The organism is Pseudomonas fluorescens, from assembly GCF_902497775.2.
GTDB lineage: Bacteria > Pseudomonadota > Gammaproteobacteria > Pseudomonadales > Pseudomonadaceae > Aquipseudomonas > Aquipseudomonas putida_F.
Window position 1 is genome coordinate 5139577 of record NZ_OZ024668.1, and the last position, 18367, is coordinate 5157943.

Consider the following 18367-nt stretch of genomic DNA (forward strand, 5'->3'; position numbering starts at 1 on the left):
AGCGGCGATTCTAACCCGATCATGCTGGCCAGGGGTGAAGCTAAAGGCCATCGCTCTGTTGCAATTTGTCGCTATTCCCATCGAGGCATCAGGCATCGGGTTATACTCCCGCTCTTTTTTCCCGGAGCGACGTCATGTCCCTGCCCAGCCTTCGTCTCAAAGCCAATGCCGACCGCCGCCTGCGCGCCGGCCACCTGTGGGTCTACAGCAACGAAATCGACGTCGCCGCGACCCCGCTGCATGGCTTCAAGGCCGGTGACCAGGCGATCCTCGAAACTGCCGGCGGCAAGGCCCTGGGCGTCGTCGCAATGAGCCCGAACAACCTCATCTGCGCCCGCCTGCTGTCGCGTGACGCCAAGCTGGCCCTGGACAAGTCGCTGCTGGTGCACCGCATCAACGTTGCCCTGTCGCTGCGCGAGCGCCTGTTCGACAAGCCGTTCTACCGCCTGGTGTACGGTGATTCCGACCTGCTGCCGGGCCTGGTGGTCGATCGTTTCGGCGACATCCTGGTGGTCCAGCTCGCCTCGGCGACCATGGAACAGCACAAGGATGACGTGGTTGCCGCGCTGGTTCAGGTGCTCAAGCCGACCGGTATCCTGTTCAAGAACGACTCCGCCGCGCGTGACGCCGAAGGCCTGGGCCGTTACGTCGAAACCGTGTTCGGCCTGGTGCCGGAGTGGGTTGCCCTGGAAGAGAACGGCGTGAAGTTCGAAGCGCCGGTCATGGAAGGCCAGAAGACCGGCTGGTTCTATGACCACCGCATGAACCGCGCGCGCCTGGCACCGTACGTCAAGGGCAAGCGCGTGCTCGACCTGTTCAGCTACATTGGTGGCTGGGGCGTGCAGGCCGGTGCCTTTGGCGCCAGCGAAGTGTTCTGCGTCGATGCCTCGGGCTTTGCCCTGGACGGCGTCGAGCGTAACGCCGGGCTCAACGGCATTGCCGAGAAACTGACCTGCATCGAAGGCGACGTGTTCGAAGCGCTGAAAGAGCTCAAGGCCTCCGAAGAGCGTTTCGACGTGATCGTGGCCGACCCGCCCGCCTTCATCAAGCGCAAGAAAGACCTGAAAAACGGCGAAGGCGCCTACCGCCGCCTGAACGAACAGGCCATGCGCCTGCTGACCAAGGACGGCATCCTGGTCAGTGCATCCTGCTCGATGCACCTGCCGGAAGACGATCTGCAGAACATCCTGCTGACCAGCGCCCGCCACCTGGACCGCAACATCCAGCTGCTCGAACGCGGCGGCCAGGGCCCGGATCACCCGGTGCACCCGGCGATCCCGGAAACCCGCTACATCAAGAGCATCACCTGCCGCCTGCTGCCGAACAGCTAAGGCACGATGCAAAAAATCCCGGCCAAGTGCCGGGATTTTTTTTGCCTGTAGAACGCTAGCGATTAGGCTGCCAGGTCAGGTCGACGCCATCGAGGGTCAGTGTCTTGTAGCGCGGCATCACCGGTTTCATCTGCCCATGGCGGATCAGTTGAACCAGTCGCTCGGTGTTATCACGAATACTGTGCAGGCTACCGACCTCGCGCCACTCACCCTCGCCCTCGCGGGCAAACAGAAAAACGCTGGACGCATAGGTGTGACGCGGGATCATCAACACTTCGTTGCGCCCGTCGCCATCCATGTCCACCGCCCACAGGAAGCAACCCTTGCCGCCACATTGGCTCTGGGCCATGACCATCGTGGTGAACGCCTCGCTGCCAGGCTGCTCAGGCCCCAACCATTCGAGGTTCGGGGCGTGACTGTCGTCGGCGTAAAGCGGGTGGGCTTCATCCATGATCCACTGCAGCTTTTTCCGGCCTTCAGCGTCGAACAGCTCGTCAGTCTTGAGCCGCGCTTCCAACGCCTTGAACGCCTCACGCCCCGGTTTGCCCAGATGGTGGTACAAGGTTCTGGCATCGAATTCCTGAATCGCGGTACGCCCGCTAAGCAGGCGCTCGACCTGGTTGTTCGCACTGATCTGCAAAGGGTTCAGCAGCGGCGTATAGAACAGCACCACGAGCACCGCGCTGAGCAGGGCAATCCACGGGTTACTGACCCGCAGGCTGTGCAGCCAGCCCTGGCGCGAGGCGAACACCGCCCAGAGTGCGGCCAGGCTGTGCACCTGCATCACACCGATCAGCAACAGGGCGAGGATGCGCTCAGGCGTCAGGCCGTACTGATCCACACGCAACCAGCTTGAATAGGCCGCCAGCGCCACCAGCACCGGCAAGCACAGCAAGCAGGCCTCGACCAGGCGCTTGAGCACGCCCGGATAGGGATTGGCCTGATGACCATCCTGGAACACGCCGTTGAGCAAAAACAGGTTGGTGGCCACCAGCAGCAACAGGATGGTGGTCGAATAGCCGGTGTTCCACACCGGCTGCAAGCCGGTAAACGGCAGCATCAGGCTGAACAGTACGGCGATCAGTGCGCTCAGTGGCAGCAACACACGGCACAGGGTCAGCAGGACACCACGCAACAGGCCGATAACCTTTTCGTTCTCCAGGCCCATGCGCATCCCCAGGGAGAACACCACGGCCAGACCGATGCGCACTACTGGCGCCGAAGTCAGCACGTCTTCAACCTGGGGGATACCGAGCATCAAGAACAAGCGCCCGCACAACCACAGCAGCAGCCAGAACAACAGGGTGAACAACAGCGCCAGGAGGACGATGAAGATGTTGTTCCAGGCATGCCGGAACAGGTCTTCATAACGCGGCCGCAGGCCTTCGCGGGTCGGCCAGCTGAGGATGAAGGCGGTGCCGATGTAGGTGAGGACAACCGCAGCCAGCCACGAGCTCTGCCATACCCAGCCCAGCGTGTCCTGACTGAAGGTCCAGCTACTGATGAAGCCGATAAGCAGCGTCAGGCCCAGTACCAGCCAGCCCGTACCGCGTTGCAGCACTGCACTGCCGAGCAGTTGCAGGTTGATCCCGGCCACCACCACGGCGGCACACAGGCCGAACGGCAGCCCGGCGATATCGATTTGGATGTGCCTGGCGAAGAGGAACACCAGGCCCTGAATCAGGCCAATGGCCAGGTAGAACAGTAAAGATCGACTTATCGCAGGCATTGCAAATCCTTTTGGCCAGTGGGGTGCGAGGCGCGCAAGTCTACCTAAAGCCTGGCAACCGACGCCAAGGCCTTTACCTTGCGGGCTGCGCCAATGGCCAATTATCACAACGCCATTCCCTCAAGGCCGCAGCGGTGTAGAATCGGGCTATTCATCGCCAGTCATCCCCGGCGGGTTTATGAGCTCTGGCCGAGCGCACGGCGATCCCGCGGCGATCTCGGCTTCATCCGTACCAGCGGCCACCTGCCTTCGGTGCAAAGGACAAGAGAAGCTCACTCCCCTTTTTGTTACCTGATTAGCCGCCAGGAGTGCTTCATGCCTGATTACCGCTCGAAAACGTCCACCCACGGCCGCAATATGGCCGGCGCCCGCGCCCTCTGGCGTGCCACCGGGATGAAGGACGAAGACTTCAAGAAACCGATCATCGCCATCGCCAACTCGTTCACCCAGTTCGTCCCGGGCCACGTGCACCTGAAGGACCTGGGCCAGCTGGTGGCTCGCGAGATCGAACGCGCCGGTGGCGTGGCCAAGGAATTCAACACCATCGCGGTCGACGACGGCATCGCCATGGGCCATGACGGCATGCTCTATTCGCTGCCCAGCCGCGAGATCATCGCCGACTCGGTCGAGTACATGGTCAACGCCCACTGCGCCGACGCCATCGTCTGCATCTCCAACTGCGACAAGATCACCCCCGGCATGCTGATGGCCGCCCTGCGCCTGAACATCCCGGTGATCTTCGTTTCCGGCGGGCCGATGGAAGCCGGCAAGACCAAACTGGCCAGCCACGGCCTGGACCTGGTCGATGCCATGGTCATTGCCGCCGACTCCACCGCCAGCGACGAAAAAGTCGCCGAGTACGAGCGCAGCGCCTGCCCGACTTGCGGTTCGTGCTCCGGCATGTTCACCGCCAACTCGATGAACTGCCTGACCGAAGCCCTGGGCCTGGCCCTGCCGGGCAACGGTTCGACCCTGGCCACCCACAGCGACCGCGAACAGCTGTTCCTGCAGGCTGGCCGCACCATCGTCGAGCTGTGCAAGCGCTACTACGGCGACAACGACCAGAGCGTGCTGCCGCGCAACATCGCCAACTTCAAGGCGTTCGAGAACGCCATGATGCTCGACATCGCCATGGGTGGTTCGACCAACACCATCCTGCACCTGCTGGCCGCCGCCCAGGAAGCCGAGATCGCCTTCGACCTGCGCGACATCGATCGCCTGTCGCGCAAAGTGCCGCAGCTGTGCAAAGTGGCGCCGAACATCCAGAAGTACCACATGGAAGACGTGCACCGCGCCGGCGGCATCTTCAGCATCCTCGGTTCGCTGGCCCGTGGCGGCCTGCTGCACACCGACCTGCCGACCGTGCACAGCCCGAGCATGGAAGAAGCCATCGCCAAGTGGGACATCACCCAGACCAACGACGAAGCGGTTCACCACTTCTTCAAGGCGGGCCCGGCCGGTATTCCGACCCAGACCGCGTTCAGCCAGTCGACCCGTTGGCCGAGCCTGGATGACGACCGTGAAAACGGCTGCATCCGCAGCGTCGAGCACGCCTACTCGCAAGAAGGCGGCCTGGCCGTGCTGTACGGCAACATCGCCCTGGACGGCTGCGTGGTGAAAACCGCCGGCGTCGATGAGTCGATCCACGTGTTTGAAGGCAACGCCAAGATCTTCGAGAGCCAGGACAGCGCCGTACGCGGCATCCTTGCCGACGAAGTGAAGGCCGGTGACATCGTCATCATCCGCTACGAAGGCCCGAAAGGCGGCCCGGGCATGCAAGAGATGCTCTACCCGACCTCGTACCTGAAATCCAAGGGCCTGGGCAAAGCCTGCGCACTGCTCACCGACGGCCGCTTCTCTGGCGGTACCTCGGGCCTGTCGATCGGCCACGCTTCGCCTGAAGCCGCAGCCGGCGGCGCTATCGGCCTGGTACAGGACGGCGACAAAGTGCTGATCGACATCCCCAACCGCTCGATCAACCTGCTGGTCAGCGATGAAGAGCTGGCGGCGCGCCGTGTCGAGCAGGACAAGAAAGGCTGGAAACCGGTCGAAGCGCGTCCACGCAAAGTGACCACTGCGCTGAAAGCCTATGCCCTGCTGGCGACCAGTGCCGACAAGGGCGCGGTCCGTAACAAGGCGCTGCTGGACGGGCTGTAAGCACAAAGCATCGCGGGTCAAGCCCGCTCCTACGGGTGTAGGAGCGGGCTTGACCCGCGACAGCCTCACCTCAGTACTTGGCCCGCACAGTAAAGGTCAGGTTGCGCGGCTCGCCGTAGAAGTTCGACCCCCACGAACTGTCCACCCGCTCATAGTAAGTACGATCAAACAGGTTGTTGGCCGTCAGCGTCGCCGACAGGTTCTGATTGAACGCGTAGCCCACCTGAGCCGTGGCAATGCTGTAGCCACCCTGGACGAAGTCCACGTCACGCTTGTAGTAGGTGGCGCTCACCGCCCGCACCCCGCCACCGACGCTGAAGTCCTTCAGCAGGCCATCGGCAAACTCATAGCGCGTCCACAGGTTGAAGTTGTGCTTGGGGGTAATGGTGGTGCCCTGGTTGGTGTCTTCGCCGCTGAGCGACTTGAGCATGGTGAAGGCGTAGCCGGTGCTGATGCTCCAGTTGTCGGTGAGGTTGCCACTTAGCTCGGTTTCCCAACCCTGGCTGCGAATCTTGCCCTGGGGTTCGTAATACTGGTTGTTGGCCACCAGCTCGGCGCGGTTTTCGTCGTAGATGCGAAACAGCGCCACGCTGCCATTCAACCGCCCATCGAAGAACTCGCGCTTGAGGCCGATCTCATACTGTTTGCCCTTGCGTGGGGCGATGGTTTGCCCAGCGGCGTTAACGTCAGTCTGCGGTTTGAACACGCTGGTGTAGCTGGCATAGGCCGACAGCTCCGGCGTCAGCTTGGCCACCAGCGCCCCATAGGGAATGACCTTGCGGTTGATGCTGCTTTCGGTGCTGTTGAAGTTGTTGAAGAAGGCGTTGGCGTTATGCGCCTCGCTTTCGAACCAGGTCACCCGGCTGCCGAGGATCACGTCCAGCCAATCGGTGGCGCTGATCTTGGTACGGGCGTAGAGGCCGTACTGGTGCGATTTCGACCAGTTGCCGTTGTCCATTTCATACTTCTGCTTGGGGATATTGATGCTGCCCGGGTCGAACACATTGGTGTCGAAGTATTCACCGCCACCGTAGGTGAAATCCTTGTCCAGGTGCTGGTACTCGGCGCCCACGGTCAGCTCGTGAGTACGGCCGAAGGCTTGCACCGGCAAGGTCACGAAGCTGTCCAGACCCAGGGTCTTGATGTGGGTGTAGTAGGAGTAAGCCACCGCCGAGCTGGCGCCTGTGGCCGGGTCGACCGCGCCATCGCTCCAGGTGAAGTTGCGGGTCGGGGTTTCAGCGTCGCGGTAGGTCAGCGAGGTCTTGAACTGGCCGCCATTCTCCAGGGCATGATCGACTTCGAAGAAGCTTTCCCAAACGTGCTCGTCGAGCTCGTTCCACTTGGCGTCGACAAAGGTCGAGCGCTTGACGTCGAGCAGCTTGCCGTTGGCATAAGCCGGCAGGCCGAACGCCGGGGTGGAGTGGTTTTTCTGGTAGGCGCCGCCCAGCGACAGCGTAGTGTCCGGGGTCACATCGTACTCAAGCCGGCCGTAGACCATCGGCCGCTTGTTCTGGGCGTAATCGACGAAGGACTTGTTGTCCTCATAGGCAGTAACGAAGCGCCCGCGCAGGCTGCCGTCGCTGTTGAGCGGGCCGGTGATGTCCACGGTCGAGTGGTAGCGGTCATAAGAGCCTGCCGACAGTTCACCGCTCAGGGCGAACTGGCCAAGGGCGCGCTTGCGTACCAGGTTGATGGTGCCGCCAGGCTCGCCGGCGCCCTGATACAGGCCGGAGGGCCCGCGCAATACTTCGACGCGGTCGAACATCGCCAGGTCGAAACTGGTCATCAGGTCGCCCTGGCCAGTCATTTGCGAAACGCCGTCGACCTGCACCTGATCGACCAGGAAGCCGCGCATGTAGACGTCGTTGAGGCTGGAGCCGGAGTTGTAGCTCTTGATGGTCGCCCCGGTCACCTGGCGCATGGCGTCCTGCAGGCTGTTCATGTTCTGGTCGTCCATGCGCTGGCGGGTGACGACCGACACCGACTGCGGAATATCCTTGAGCTTCTGTTCGCCCTTGCCGATGGTCAGCGCACCGGTGGTGTAGGAGCGGCTGCCTTCGGTGGTGGCGCCCAGCACCTTGCCGCCGACCATGGTCGCGCTCAACTGCAACGCCGATTCGTCACTCTGGCGTTTTTCCAGGGTCACGCTGTCGCGGTCGATGTAGCTGGCGCTCAGGCCAGTGCCGGCGAGCAACCGGGCCAGGGCCTGATCCTGTGGATAACTGCCACTTAGGCCCGGGGAGCTCAAGCCTTGAGTGACCTCGGCGCCAACCAGCACCTGCACCCGGGTGACCGCACTGAAGGCCGCCAGCGCCGCATCCAGCGATTGCGCCGGAATCTCGAAGCGATAGACCTGCGCTTGCGCGGCGGGCGCAGCCAGGGTCGGCATTGCCAGTGTGCCGCAGCCCAGGGCAATGACCAGGCTCAGCAGGGTCGGCACGCCGGGCAGGCGCCGGGTGGCGGTGGTGTGTTCCATCAGTGATGCTCCCCAGAATCGTCTAAGTCGTTGAGTGGCGCCGCACTGCCTGAGAGTGCTTATTATTTGCGCCTACGAGATCAAGGACGTTAGCTGTTGGGGAAACCCTGAAACTTTCGTAAGAAATTTTTCAGCCTTCGCGCAACACGCGCAGATACGGGGTGTAGTGCTCGGAGCGCAGGCCCAGGGTGTGGGTCAAGGCCTTGAGCACGGCATCGGGCTTGTCGATCTCGAACACCCCCGAGACCTTGCGCTGGCGCAGGCTCTCGCCCAGTACCAGGGTCTGGCCCGGCCAGTAGCGGTTGAGGGCATCGACCACCTCCACCAGCGGCTGCTCGCGGAATACCAACTGGCGTTGGCGCCAGGCGAATTCGGCGGCCACATCGAAGCCGTGCTCGGCACTCAGTTGAGCGCCGCGGTACTCGACTCCACGACCGGGTTCGAGCAGCACTGAGCGGGTGTTGCCGGCACTGACCTGGACCTTGCCCTGAGCCACCCGTACCCGGGTCTGGTCACCTTCGCGGACTACGCTGAAACGCGTACCCACGACCTTGACCCAGCCATCGCCGGAGCGAATCACGAACGGCCGCGCCGGGTCATGGCTGACATCGAACCAGGCCTCGCCACGCAACAGCCGCACCCGCCGCTCGCCACCAGCCAGTTCGACCTGTACGGCCGTGTCAGTGTTGAGTTGAAGTTGCGAACCCTCCGCCAGGACGATGCTGCGCGACTCGCCGGTGCCGGTGGCATAGTCGGCGCGCCAGCGGTCCGGCCAGGGGCTGTAGGCCAGCAATCCGACCATCAACAGCACAACGGCAGCACTGGCCCAGACCTGCAGCCGCGGCCGCCGCCAGCGCGCACGCTGGCCCTTGCGGATCTGCCGCGCCGGCTCACGCAAGGCACCCAGCAGGCCAAGCACTTCGGCCCAGGCCTGAGCCTGTGCCGGGCCCTGGGCCAGCCAGGCGCTGAAAGCCTCGCGCTCATTGACCGTGAGGTCTTCGGCCTGCAGGCGGTAGTACCAGCCACTGGCTTCGGCGAACAGGTCGTCGGCATCCGTGGCGTGAGGGTCGGTCATCGGGGTATCCGTCGCTGCATGTGGCCGGTTCATGGACGCGGTCCCGGCGTGCCACTGAGCAACCGCGCCTTGATAAAGGCCCGGCAGTCGATCAGCGCACGGCGCAATTGGTATTCGACACTACGCGGGGAAATCTGCAGCCGTTCGCCTATTTCCCGGTAGGAACATTCGTCGACATGATAAAGCAGGAAGATGTGCCGGGTCGCCTCGGGCAGGGCTTGGATGGCCTCGTGCATCAGCGCTTGCTCCTGCAGCGCAGACAATTGCTCGTCGGCCCCGGGCGTTTCGCACGCCAGTTCCTCGCTGGGCTCGCCGCCGTCCAGGCGCTCGCGGCGAATCGATTGGCGCTGGTGGTCACGTACCAGGTTGCTGGCGATGGTGAAGAGGAAGGCCGGCAGGTTGTCGATCTTCTTGTCGGCAGGCAGCCGCGCCAGGCGCAGGAAAGACTCCTGGGTCAGGTCGGCTGCCACCTGCGAATTGCCGGTGCGGCGTGCAACAAAGGCTTCCAGCGCTTTCTTGTGCTCGGCGAACAAGCGGGCAATCTGCGTATTCCACGAAGACACGGTACTTCCTGGCGGTGGACCTCAAGGTGGAGCGCACGCTAGCAGAAGATGAGATGAATTCGCAATTGATATCTATTTCTGAAGCGGTGGGAATTTCATCGCGGGTCAAGCCCGCTCCCACTGTAGGAGCGGGCTTGACCCGCGAAAGCGCCTACTGAATCTGCTCCGGCGTAACGATCACCCAGTTCTTGTCCGCCGTCACCGGCAACCCCTCTTCGGCCTGCGCCGCGGCATGCTTGGCGATCATGCCGTTGAGCTGGTCCATGTACTTGGCCTTGCGATTTATCCACAAGTGGATGCCGCCCTTGGCTACGTCGACGCTATGGAACTGCATGTAGCCGTCGCTGGTTGGCGTATCGCCACCGACCAGCACCGGCTTCTTCCATTCATCGATATAGGTGAGGATCGCCGCCTGCTTGCCAGCCATCCAGGTGGCCGGGGTCCACAGGTACGGGGTCAGTTCCAGGCCCAGGTTGGCCTGCGGGTCATAGCTGCCGGCACTGATCTGCTTGCGCGCAGTGGTCAGGGCGCCGCTGCTACGGTCCTTGAGCAGCAGGCTGACGCCGACCACGTTCTGCGGTTTGACGTTGTAGCCGTACTTGGGATCGGCGGCGACCATGCGCACCAGCTCTTCGGAGGCGGCGCTGATCACGTAGACCTCGATGCCGTTCTCCATCAGCTTGTTGAACAGTTCGGCCTGGCCGGCGAACACTTTCGGCGGTTGCACGTCGATGGCCTTGACCTGGTCACCCTCGTAGTAAGTGCTCGGCACCGGTTTGCCCGAGGCCATCAGCTCGTCGACATAGCCCTTGAGCTCCTTGAGGGTGAAACCGGAAAACACCTGGGCAACCCAGGGGTAGCAGACCATGTCGTCGATTTCGCAGAGCCGGTAGTAGTAACTGAACAGGCTCTCCTTATGCTCGGCGGTGTCTTTGAAGGGGATGAGCTTGAGTGACGGGTCGAGCTTGTCGCGGCTGAGCAGGCCCTTGTTCTCCATGAACGGCAACAGCGACTCTTCAAGGTCGAAGCGGTAGCTGGTGTTGTCCATGTCGAAGACCGCGTAGTTGCCCTTGTTGGCATTGGCCGCGATCATGCTGTCCAGTTGCTTGGCAGCCTCGGCCGGCCAATGCTTGAGCTCAGTGGCCCAGCTGTGTCCGGCCAGCAGCAAGGCAAGGCCGGCGGCGAGGATTTTCGGAGCAGACGTCATGTGCATTTCTCCAGAAAAGTGGCCCGCTCACGCTAACAAAGCCTGCAATGCGCACCGCCCCGACAGCGACACCGACGCGCCCCTGAGCGGCCACAAGCATTCTGTTTGCGACCTATCGTTATTCCAAAAACAACTATATAAATTCCATTTCGATATAAATTCGTTGGTTTTCATGCTGTTAGCATTTCTGTTCGCAATCGCACACAGAGGCGATGCCCGCCTTTTTCTCTGGAGCTTCAATGAATCTGCCGTTGTCTCTCAATCTGCTGGCGTTCCTGGCCTTGCTGCTAGGCCTGGCGCAAACCCGTCATGGCAACTGGAGCCTGGCCAAGAAAGTGCTGGTCGGCCTGGTCCTCGGCGTGCTGTTCGGCGGCGCCCTGCATGCCATTTATGGCGCCGGCAACCCGATCCTCAAGGCCACCATCAGCTGGCTCGACCTGGTCGGCAACGGTTATGTGCAGTTGCTGCAGATGATCGTCATGCCGCTGATTTTCGCCTCGATCCTCAGCGCCGTGGCGCGCCTGCACAACGCGTCGTCGCTGGGCAAGATCAGCTTCCTGAGCATTGGCACCCTGCTGTTCACCACGGCCATCGCCGCGCTGATCGGTATCGTGCTGACCAACCTGTTCGGCCTGACCGCCGAAGGCCTGGTGGCCGGCACCGCCGAAACCGCACGCATGGCGGCGATCCAGAGCGACTATGTGGGCAAGGTCACCGACCTGAATATCCCGCAACTGCTGCTGTCGTTCATCCCCAGCAACCCGGTAGGCGACCTGGCCCGGGCCAAGCCGACTTCGATCATCAGCGTGGTGATCTTCGCGGTGTTCCTCGGCATGGCCGCCCTGCAGCTGCTCAAGGATGACGCCGAAAAGGGCAACCGCGCCCTGGCTGCCATCGACACCCTGCAGGCCTGGGTGATGCGCCTGGTGCGCCTGGTGATGAAGCTCACCCCCTACGGCGTGCTGGCGTTGATGACCAAGGTGGTGGCCAGCTCGAACCTGGACGACATCCTCAAGCTCGGCAGCTTCGTGGTGGTCTCGTACATCGGCCTGGGCTTGATGTTCGTGGTGCACGGCGTGTTGCTGGCGCTGAGCGGGGTGAATCCGCTGCGCTTTTTCCGCAAGGTCTGGCCGGTGCTGACCTTCGCCTTTACCAGCCGCTCCAGCGCCGCGAGCATCCCGCTGAGCATAGAAGCGCAAACCCTGCGCCTGGGCATTCCGCAGTCGATCGCAAGCTTTGCCGCTTCCTTCGGGGCGACCATTGGCCAGAACGGCTGTGCCGGTTTGTACCCGGCGATGTTGGCGGTGATGGTCGCGCCAGCGGTGGGCATCGATCCATTTGACCCGCTGTGGATCGCCACCCTGGTGGCCATCGTCACCCTGAGCTCGGCAGGTGTAGCGGGCGTGGGCGGCGGTGCGACCTTCGCCGCACTGATCGTGTTGCCGGCCATGGGCTTGCCGGTAGAGCTGGTGGCCTTGCTGATCTCGGTCGAGCCGCTGATCGACATGGGCCGTACGGCGCTGAACGTCAACGGTTCGATGACAGCCGGGGCGATCACCAGCCAGATGCTCAAGCAGACTGACAAAGCAGTGCTGGATGCTCAGGAGCATGCGCAACTGACGCACTCCTGAGATTTTCGGGGAGTTCATCGCGGGGCAAGTCGCACCGCCGCTCCTACTGTAGGAGCGGCGGTGCGACTTGCCCCGCGATGCTTTCAGCCTTCTCCCTCCCAGACCTCGAAGTGATACGCCGGCTTGTCGCCCTCAGCCACATTGGCCTGGCTCGACGCCAACTTCCACCGCGCCTGATCAAACGGCGGAAACCACGCATCCCCTTTCGGGCTCAGCTCTACCCGCGTCAGGTACAGCCGATCCGCCAGGCCGCGCTCGATAGCCTGGGTATACAGCTGCGCGCCGCCAATCAGCATCAGCTCATCGACGCCCTGCTCCAGCGCCCATTGCTCGGCACGCAGCATAGCTTCATCGAGCGAGGCGAACACCTCGGCGCCTTCGAGCTGCAGGCCCGGCTGGCGGCTGACCACCAGGTTCAAGCGCCCCGGCAGTGGGCGGCCGAGCGAATCCCAGGTCTTGCGCCCCATGATGATCGGCTTGCCCAGGGTGGTGGCCTTGAAATACTTGAAATCCCCCGGCAGGTGCCAGGGCATGCTGTTGTCGATGCCGATCACACGGTTCTCGGCGAGGGCCGCGATCAGGCTGAGGGGGAGTGATGTTTTCATGTCGGCGAGGATAGCAAAGCCCGATCTTCGATGCCTGGGTTATGCTTTGGGCTGAATTGATCAATGGAAGACCGTGTGACTGCACTGACTGACCTGGACAAACGCTGGCTCACCGAAGCCGTGCGCCTGCGCGAAGAACATGCAGGCCCCTTGGAAGACCAGGAAGCCAACCGCCGCGCGCGCCAAGCGGGCGGCGACCTGCCGGCGCGCATCGAAAGCCGCGCCCTGTGGCTGGCCGAACGCGACGGTATGCGCAGCGCCCTGCAACACTGGAAACAAGGCGCACGCCTGGCACTGGTGGCCCTGGTGGTAATGGCCGTGCTCAGCGGCGCCGGCCTGGCCCTGGCCGCCCTCGGCGACAGCCTGCGCCCGGTCAACGTGTTCTGGGCCCTGGGCAGCCTGCTCGGGCTCAACCTGCTGCTGTTGCTGGGCTGGCTGCTGGGCTTTTTCTTCGCTGGTGAACAGGGCGCCACCCTTGGCCGCCTGTGGCTGTGGCTGAGCGAAAAATTCGCCCGCGATGCCCAGGCCGCGCACTTGGCCCCTGCCTTGCTGGTGATGCTGCAACGGCAAAAACTCAACCGCTGGCTGCTCGGCCTATTGGTGCACAGCCTGTGGCTGGTGGCCCTGGGCACCGCGCTGGTGATGCTGCTGATCCTGCTGGCGACCCGGCGTTATGGCTTTGTCTGGGAAACCACCATTCTTGGCGCCGATACCTTCGTTGCCCTGACCCAGGCCCTTGGCGCCCTGCCGGCGCTGCTCGGTTTCAGCGTGCCGGACGTGGCCATGATCCGCGCCAGCGGCGACACTCAACCGGCACTGGAACTGGCCCGCCAGGCCTGGGCCGGCTGGTTGCTCGGGGTGCTGCTGGTGTATGGCATCGTCCCGCGCCTGCTGCTTGCCGGTTTATGCCTGTGGCGCTGGCGCAGTGGCCGGGCGCGCTTGCAGTTGGACCTCAACCTGCCGGGCTACAGCCAGTTACGTGATCCGCTGATGCCCAGCAGCGAGCGCCTGGGTGTCAACGACGCTGCGCCTGAGGCTCTGCCGCAGATCGTTCGTGGCATCGGTGAAGAACTAAGCGAAGGCGCCCTGCTGGTCGGCCTGGAGCTGGACGACAAGCGCCCGTGGCCACCCGCGCTGCCGGCAACGGTAAACAACGCCGGCATTCTCGACAGCCGCGAGTCGCGCAACAAGCTGCTCGAACAGCTCAGCCGCTTTCCGCCGGCGCGCCTGGCGATTGCCTGCGACCCGCGCCGCTCACCCGACCGTGGCAGCCTGGCGTTGCTCGCCGAGCTTGCGCGCAACGCCGGCGCCACACGCATCTGGCTGCTGCAGGCAATGCCCGGCCAGGCGCTGGACGCTGACCGTCTCGGTGACTGGCACCAGGCCCTGGAACAGCTCGGCTTGAGCTACGCCGACACCGCCCCGCTGAACTGGCTGGAGCACGGCCATGACTAAGCCGCTGAAACTGGCCGTGGTCGGCCACACCAACGTCGGCAAGACCTCGCTGCTGCGCACCCTGACCCGCGATGTCGGCTTCGGCGAAGTATCCCACCGACCGAGCACCACCCGTCATGTCGAGGGCGCACGCCTGTCGGTGGACGGCGAGCCGCTGCTGGAGCTGTACGACACGCCGGGGCTGGAAGACGCCATCGCCCTGCTCGACTACCTTGAGCGCCTGGAGCGGCCGGGCGAGCGCCTTGATGGCCCGGCGCGACTGGAGCGCTTTCTGCAAGGTAGCGAGGCGCGCCAGCGCTTTGAGCAGGAGGCCAAGGTGCTGCGCCAGCTGCTGGCCAGCGATGCCGGCCTGTATGTGATCGATGCCCGCGAGCCGGTGCTGGCCAAGTATCGCGACGAACTGGAAGTGCTGGCCGGCTGCGGCAGGCCGTTGCTACCGGTGCTCAATTTCGTCGCCAGCAGCGACCATCGCGAAGCTGACTGGCGCGAAGCCCTGGCGCGGCTGGGGTTGCATGCGCTGGTGCGCTTCGACAGCGTCGCGCCGCCAGAAGACGGCGAGCGCCGCCTGTACGAAAGCCTGGCCTTGATGCTGGAGAACTCCCGTGACGCACTGCAACGCCTGATCGACGATCAACAGGCCCAGCGCCAGGCGCGGCGTGAAAGCGCCAAGCGTCTGGTCGCCGACCTACTGCTCGATTGCGCCGCCTGCCGGCGCAGCGTGGTCGCCGAACCCGGCACCGAGGCCGTCGCCATCGAAGCCCTGCGCCGCGATGTGCGCCAGCGCGAACAACGCTGCGTCCAAGCACTGCTCAAGCTCTATGCGTTTCGCAAGGAAGACGCCGCCAGCAGCGACCTGCCCTTGCTCGACGGGCGCTGGGGCGATGACCTGTTCAACCCGGAAACCCTCAAGCTGCTTGGTGTACGCCTGGGCAGTGGCGTGGCAGCCGGTGCGGCGGCCGGGGCCGGGGTCGATTTGCTGGTCGGTGGCCTGACCCTCGGCGCTGCGGCGCTGGCCGGGGCAATTGCCGGTGGTGCCCTGCAGACTGCCCGCAGCTATGGCTCGCGCCTGCTCGGCAAGCTCAAGGGTCAGCGTGAGTTGACGGTGGATGACAGTGTGTTGCGCCTGCTGGCGTTGCGTCAGCATCAGCTGATCCACGCCCTGGATGCCCGTGGCCACGCGGCGATGGAACGGATCAAGCTGGCGGCGCCGCAAGAGCAGACCTGGCGCGAAGGCAAGCTGCCGCAAGCGCTGAGCAAGGCCCGAGCGCATCCGCAGTGGTCGTCGCTCAATCCGGGGGCGCGGGTCAATCAGGCCGAGCGTCAGGAGCAGATTGAAGCGCTAGTGCAGGAGCTTTAAGGCCTTGCCCCTGAGCAGTTGCAGATCAATCACCGGCACGTCCATCTCCTTGGCCAGTTCATCCCACTGACGCATGCGCAGGCTCACCGCACACAGTGGGTCCTGTTCGAAGGCATCAGCCTCGACCTCGGTCATCACCCCGCCCTGGTACTCCAGGGTGCGCCGGCTGGCCTCGCTCAAGCGCTGGTAATAGCCCGGCTGGCGCAAGGTCAGGTAGCGCTTGGCCTCGACGTGGTACTCCACCAGCCTGGCCAAACGCTCACTGAAGCCGCAGCGGCGCAGGTAGTTGGCGCCCACCCGCTCGTGGCTGACCGCGCCGTAGCCGCCCATATCGCCTTCGGCGCCACCGCAGATATGGCCGATATCATGGAAGAACGCCGCCAGCACCACTTCATCGTCATAGCCCTCGGCCAACGCCAGTTGCGCCGCCTGGGACATGTGCTCCAGCTGCGAAACAGGCTCGCCGATATAGTCTTCATTGCCATGCTGCTGATACAAGGCGAAGACTTCGCTGACAATCTGTTCGGCAGTACGCATGGTTAGGTGCTCTCCTCCAGCAAACGGGCGATATGTTGCTCGGCCAAGGCCGGGCCGACGCTCATGCCGACACCGCTGTGCATCAATGCGGCACTGATACCCGGCGCGACCTGCAGCAAGGAAAACGGCCCCGGCCCGCCAGAACCATAGACGCCCTGCCAGCGTTCGACCACCTCGATACGCCCACCAAGCGTCTGCTCGGCCAGCTCGATCATCCAGTTGTCGACCTGCTCGGCATTGAACGGTGAAGCATCAGTGCCATAGGTATGGGAGTCGCCAATGATCAGCTCGCCATAGGGCGTCGGGCTGATCAGCAGGTGAATGCCGTGCTCCAGCAAGTGCAGGCTGTTGGCTTGTAGTTGCGCTTTCAGCGCCTGGGCCTGGGGCAGGTCGGCGTAGGCGCCGTAATGCACGCAGCTTAGGCCGGTCAGCAACGCATGCTGCAGGTCGAGCTTGAAGCGCGGCCGGGCACGCAGCATCTGCAGGCGGCACACCTGAGGTTGCAGGGCGGCGATGGGTTCGGCGAGCAGGGTCTGGTAGTCGTGACCGGAGCAGACCACCACCTGCCTGGCACTGAAGTCCCCCGCCGTGGTCGATACGCGACCGGGTTCGATGCCGCGCACCAGGGTAGAAAAATGAAACTGTACCTCCAGCTCCTGCTGCAGGAAGCGGATCAGGCTCGGCAGCGCTTCGCGGGAATACACCTGCTGGTCTTGCAGTCCACGCAAGGCGCCGCAGTGGTGGCGGAACTGGCCGCCGTACAGGTCGTTGAGGGCGGCGCTACTGAGCAGATCGACCTTGTAGCCATGCTTTTGCGCACGCTCGGCGCAGAAGGCTTCGAGCAGTTCGAGTTCCAGCGCGGTGCGGGCAAACAGCAGCGAACCATTGGTCTTGAGCTCGAAGCCTGCCTGATTCGCCCAGTGCTTCCAGATGCCGCTGCTGGCCTTGGCCAGTTCGAACATCTGGCCCGGCGGCTGGCCGCTGACCAGGGCCTGGCCGAAGTTGCGCACCGAAGCGCCCAGGGGCGTCGCGCTGCGCTCGAAGACCTGCACTTTGAGCCCGCGCCGGGCAGCGGCGTAGGCATGGGAAAGGCCGAGGATGCCGGCGCCGACGATGAGTAGATCGGTCATCTGAGGTTCCTTGAAGAATGCTATCGCGGGGCAAGCCCGCTCCTACAGTAGGAGCGGGCTTGCCCCGCGATGCGGTTACTGCTGCGCGACCTTCTCCGACTTGCCGTCATAGCGCTTGCGCCATTCGGCCAGGATGCTGTCGCGGTTCTGCGAGGCCCAGGCGAAGTCGTTCTTGATCAGGCGTTGTTCGTAATCGGCCGGCAGTTCGGTCTGCGGCTTGGCGATACCCGGCTGGGCCAGTACGGCGAAGTTTTCCTTGTACAGCTCCATGGCCGCCGGGCTTGCCGAGAAATCAGCCAGGCGCTTGGCCGCATCTTCATGCTTGCTGCCCTTGATCACGGCGGTGGCCTCGATCTCCCAGCCCAGGCCTTCCTTGGGCAGGACGATGTCCAGCGGCGCACCTTGGCGCTTGAGCTGCACCGCCGGGTATTCAAACGAGATCCCGATCGGGAATTCACCGGCCGCCGCCAGCTTGCACGGCTTGGAGCCGGAGTGAACGTACTGGCCGATGTTCTGGTGCAGGCCGTCCATGTACGCCCAGCCCTGCTTCTCGCCGAAGGTCTGCAGCCAGGCGCTGACATCCAGGAAACCAGTGCCGGAAGACGCCGGGTTAGGCATGACGATCTTGCCCTTGTACTCAGGCTTGGTCAGGTCCTGCCAGCTCACCGGCTTGCTCAAGCCCTGCTTCTCGGCCTCGATGGTGTTGAAGCAGATGGTCGCGGCCCAGACGTCCATGCCCACCCAGGCTGGCGGGTTGGCAGCGTCACGGTAGTTGGCGCCGATCTTGCCGAGGTCTTTCGGTGCATAGCTTTGCAGCATGCCCTGCTGGTCGAGGATCGCCAGGCTGGACGCCGCCAGGCCCCACACGGCATCGGCTTGCGGGCGATCTTTTTCGGCCAGCAGCTTGGCGGTGATGATGCCGGTGGAATCGCGCACCCACTTGATTTCAATGTCCGGGTTGGCCTTTTCGAAGGCCTGCTTGTAGCTCTTGAGCTGTTCGGCTTCCAGCGCGGTGTAGACCGTCAGCTGGGTGTCGGCGGCAAAGGCCTGAACACTGAACGCAGTGAGGACGGCAGCGGCAAGAGCAAGTGGCTTGAACATGATGCGGTTCCTT

The 18367-nt window shown here is 63.6% G+C and carries 14 protein-coding genes; 5 read left to right on the forward strand and 9 right to left on the reverse strand.

The annotated features are described in order from the left end of the window. The first annotated feature begins 134 nt into the window (after positions 1-134). Complete coding sequence (locus F8N82_RS23675; protein WP_010222172.1) at positions 135-1331, forward strand: class I SAM-dependent rRNA methyltransferase; 1197 nt, start codon at positions 135-137, stop codon at positions 1329-1331. 55 nt (positions 1332-1386) lie between these two features. On the opposite strand, the gene F8N82_RS23680 is transcribed toward F8N82_RS23675, so the two are convergent. Continuing rightward, entirely contained in the window at positions 1387-3060 is a 1674-nt protein-coding gene (locus F8N82_RS23680; RefSeq protein WP_038997677.1) for a DUF4153 domain-containing protein, read from the reverse strand. A 315-nt stretch (positions 3061-3375) separates the two neighbouring features. Between F8N82_RS23680 and ilvD the strand changes: the two genes are divergently transcribed. Continuing rightward, positions 3376-5217, forward strand: coding sequence for a dihydroxy-acid dehydratase (ilvD, locus tag F8N82_RS23685; protein ID WP_038997678.1), 1842 nt, complete (start codon positions 3376-3378; stop codon positions 5215-5217). Between the two features lie 70 nt (positions 5218-5287). On the opposite strand, the gene F8N82_RS23690 is transcribed toward ilvD, so the two are convergent. From F8N82_RS23690 to F8N82_RS23705, 4 genes are all read right to left on the reverse strand, one after another. Beyond that, complete coding sequence (locus tag F8N82_RS23690; RefSeq protein WP_038997679.1) at positions 5288-7693, reverse strand: TonB-dependent siderophore receptor; 2406 nt, start codon at positions 7691-7693, stop codon at positions 5288-5290. Between the two features lie 130 nt (positions 7694-7823). Next, entirely contained in the window at positions 7824-8768 is a 945-nt protein-coding gene (locus F8N82_RS23695) for a FecR family protein (protein ID WP_038997680.1), read from the reverse strand. 29 nt (positions 8769-8797) lie between these two features. Continuing rightward, positions 8798-9331: an RNA polymerase sigma factor gene (locus tag F8N82_RS23700; protein WP_038997681.1), complete on the reverse strand. Its 534-nt coding sequence runs from the start codon at positions 9329-9331 to the stop codon at positions 8798-8800. A 151-nt stretch (positions 9332-9482) separates the two neighbouring features. Continuing rightward, positions 9483-10538, reverse strand: coding sequence for a phosphorylcholine phosphatase (locus tag F8N82_RS23705; protein WP_038997682.1), 1056 nt, complete (start codon positions 10536-10538; stop codon positions 9483-9485). 239 nt (positions 10539-10777) lie between these two features. On the opposite strand from F8N82_RS23705, the gene F8N82_RS23710 reads away from it, so the two are divergent. After that, entirely contained in the window at positions 10778-12169 is a 1392-nt protein-coding gene (locus F8N82_RS23710) for an L-cystine transporter (RefSeq protein WP_038997683.1), read from the forward strand. Between the two features lie 83 nt (positions 12170-12252). On the opposite strand, the gene F8N82_RS23715 is transcribed toward F8N82_RS23710, so the two are convergent. Next, entirely contained in the window at positions 12253-12774 is a 522-nt protein-coding gene (locus F8N82_RS23715; RefSeq protein WP_338918890.1) for a dihydrofolate reductase, read from the reverse strand. A gap of 63 nt (positions 12775-12837) precedes the next feature. Between F8N82_RS23715 and F8N82_RS23720 the strand changes: the two genes are divergently transcribed. Both F8N82_RS23720 and F8N82_RS23725 read left to right on the forward strand, forming a co-directional pair. Then, complete coding sequence (locus F8N82_RS23720; RefSeq protein WP_038997685.1) at positions 12838-14229, forward strand: DUF2868 domain-containing protein; 1392 nt, start codon at positions 12838-12840, stop codon at positions 14227-14229. Next, on the forward strand, positions 14222-15586 hold the full coding sequence (locus F8N82_RS23725) for a GTPase/DUF3482 domain-containing protein (protein ID WP_038997686.1): 1365 nt from the start codon (positions 14222-14224) through the stop codon (positions 15584-15586). The genes F8N82_RS23720 and F8N82_RS23725 overlap by 8 nt, the downstream gene beginning before the upstream one ends. On the opposite strand, the gene F8N82_RS23730 is transcribed toward F8N82_RS23725, so the two are convergent. The 3 genes from F8N82_RS23730 to F8N82_RS23740 form a co-directional block, all read right to left on the reverse strand. Next, positions 15569-16123: a phosphonate degradation HD-domain oxygenase gene (locus tag F8N82_RS23730; RefSeq protein WP_038997687.1), complete on the reverse strand. Its 555-nt coding sequence runs from the start codon at positions 16121-16123 to the stop codon at positions 15569-15571. The two genes, F8N82_RS23725 and F8N82_RS23730, sit on opposite strands and share 18 nt — an antisense overlap. A gap of 2 nt (positions 16124-16125) precedes the next feature. Beyond that, complete coding sequence (locus F8N82_RS23735; protein WP_038997688.1) at positions 16126-17253, reverse strand: TIGR03364 family FAD-dependent oxidoreductase; 1128 nt, start codon at positions 17251-17253, stop codon at positions 16126-16128. Between the two features lie 75 nt (positions 17254-17328). Continuing rightward, the gene (locus F8N82_RS23740; RefSeq protein WP_038997689.1) at positions 17329-18354 is read right to left on the reverse strand and encodes a putative 2-aminoethylphosphonate ABC transporter substrate-binding protein; all 1026 of its coding nucleotides are present in this window, start codon (positions 18352-18354) and stop codon (positions 17329-17331) included. Between the last annotated feature and the right edge of the window lie 13 nt (positions 18355-18367).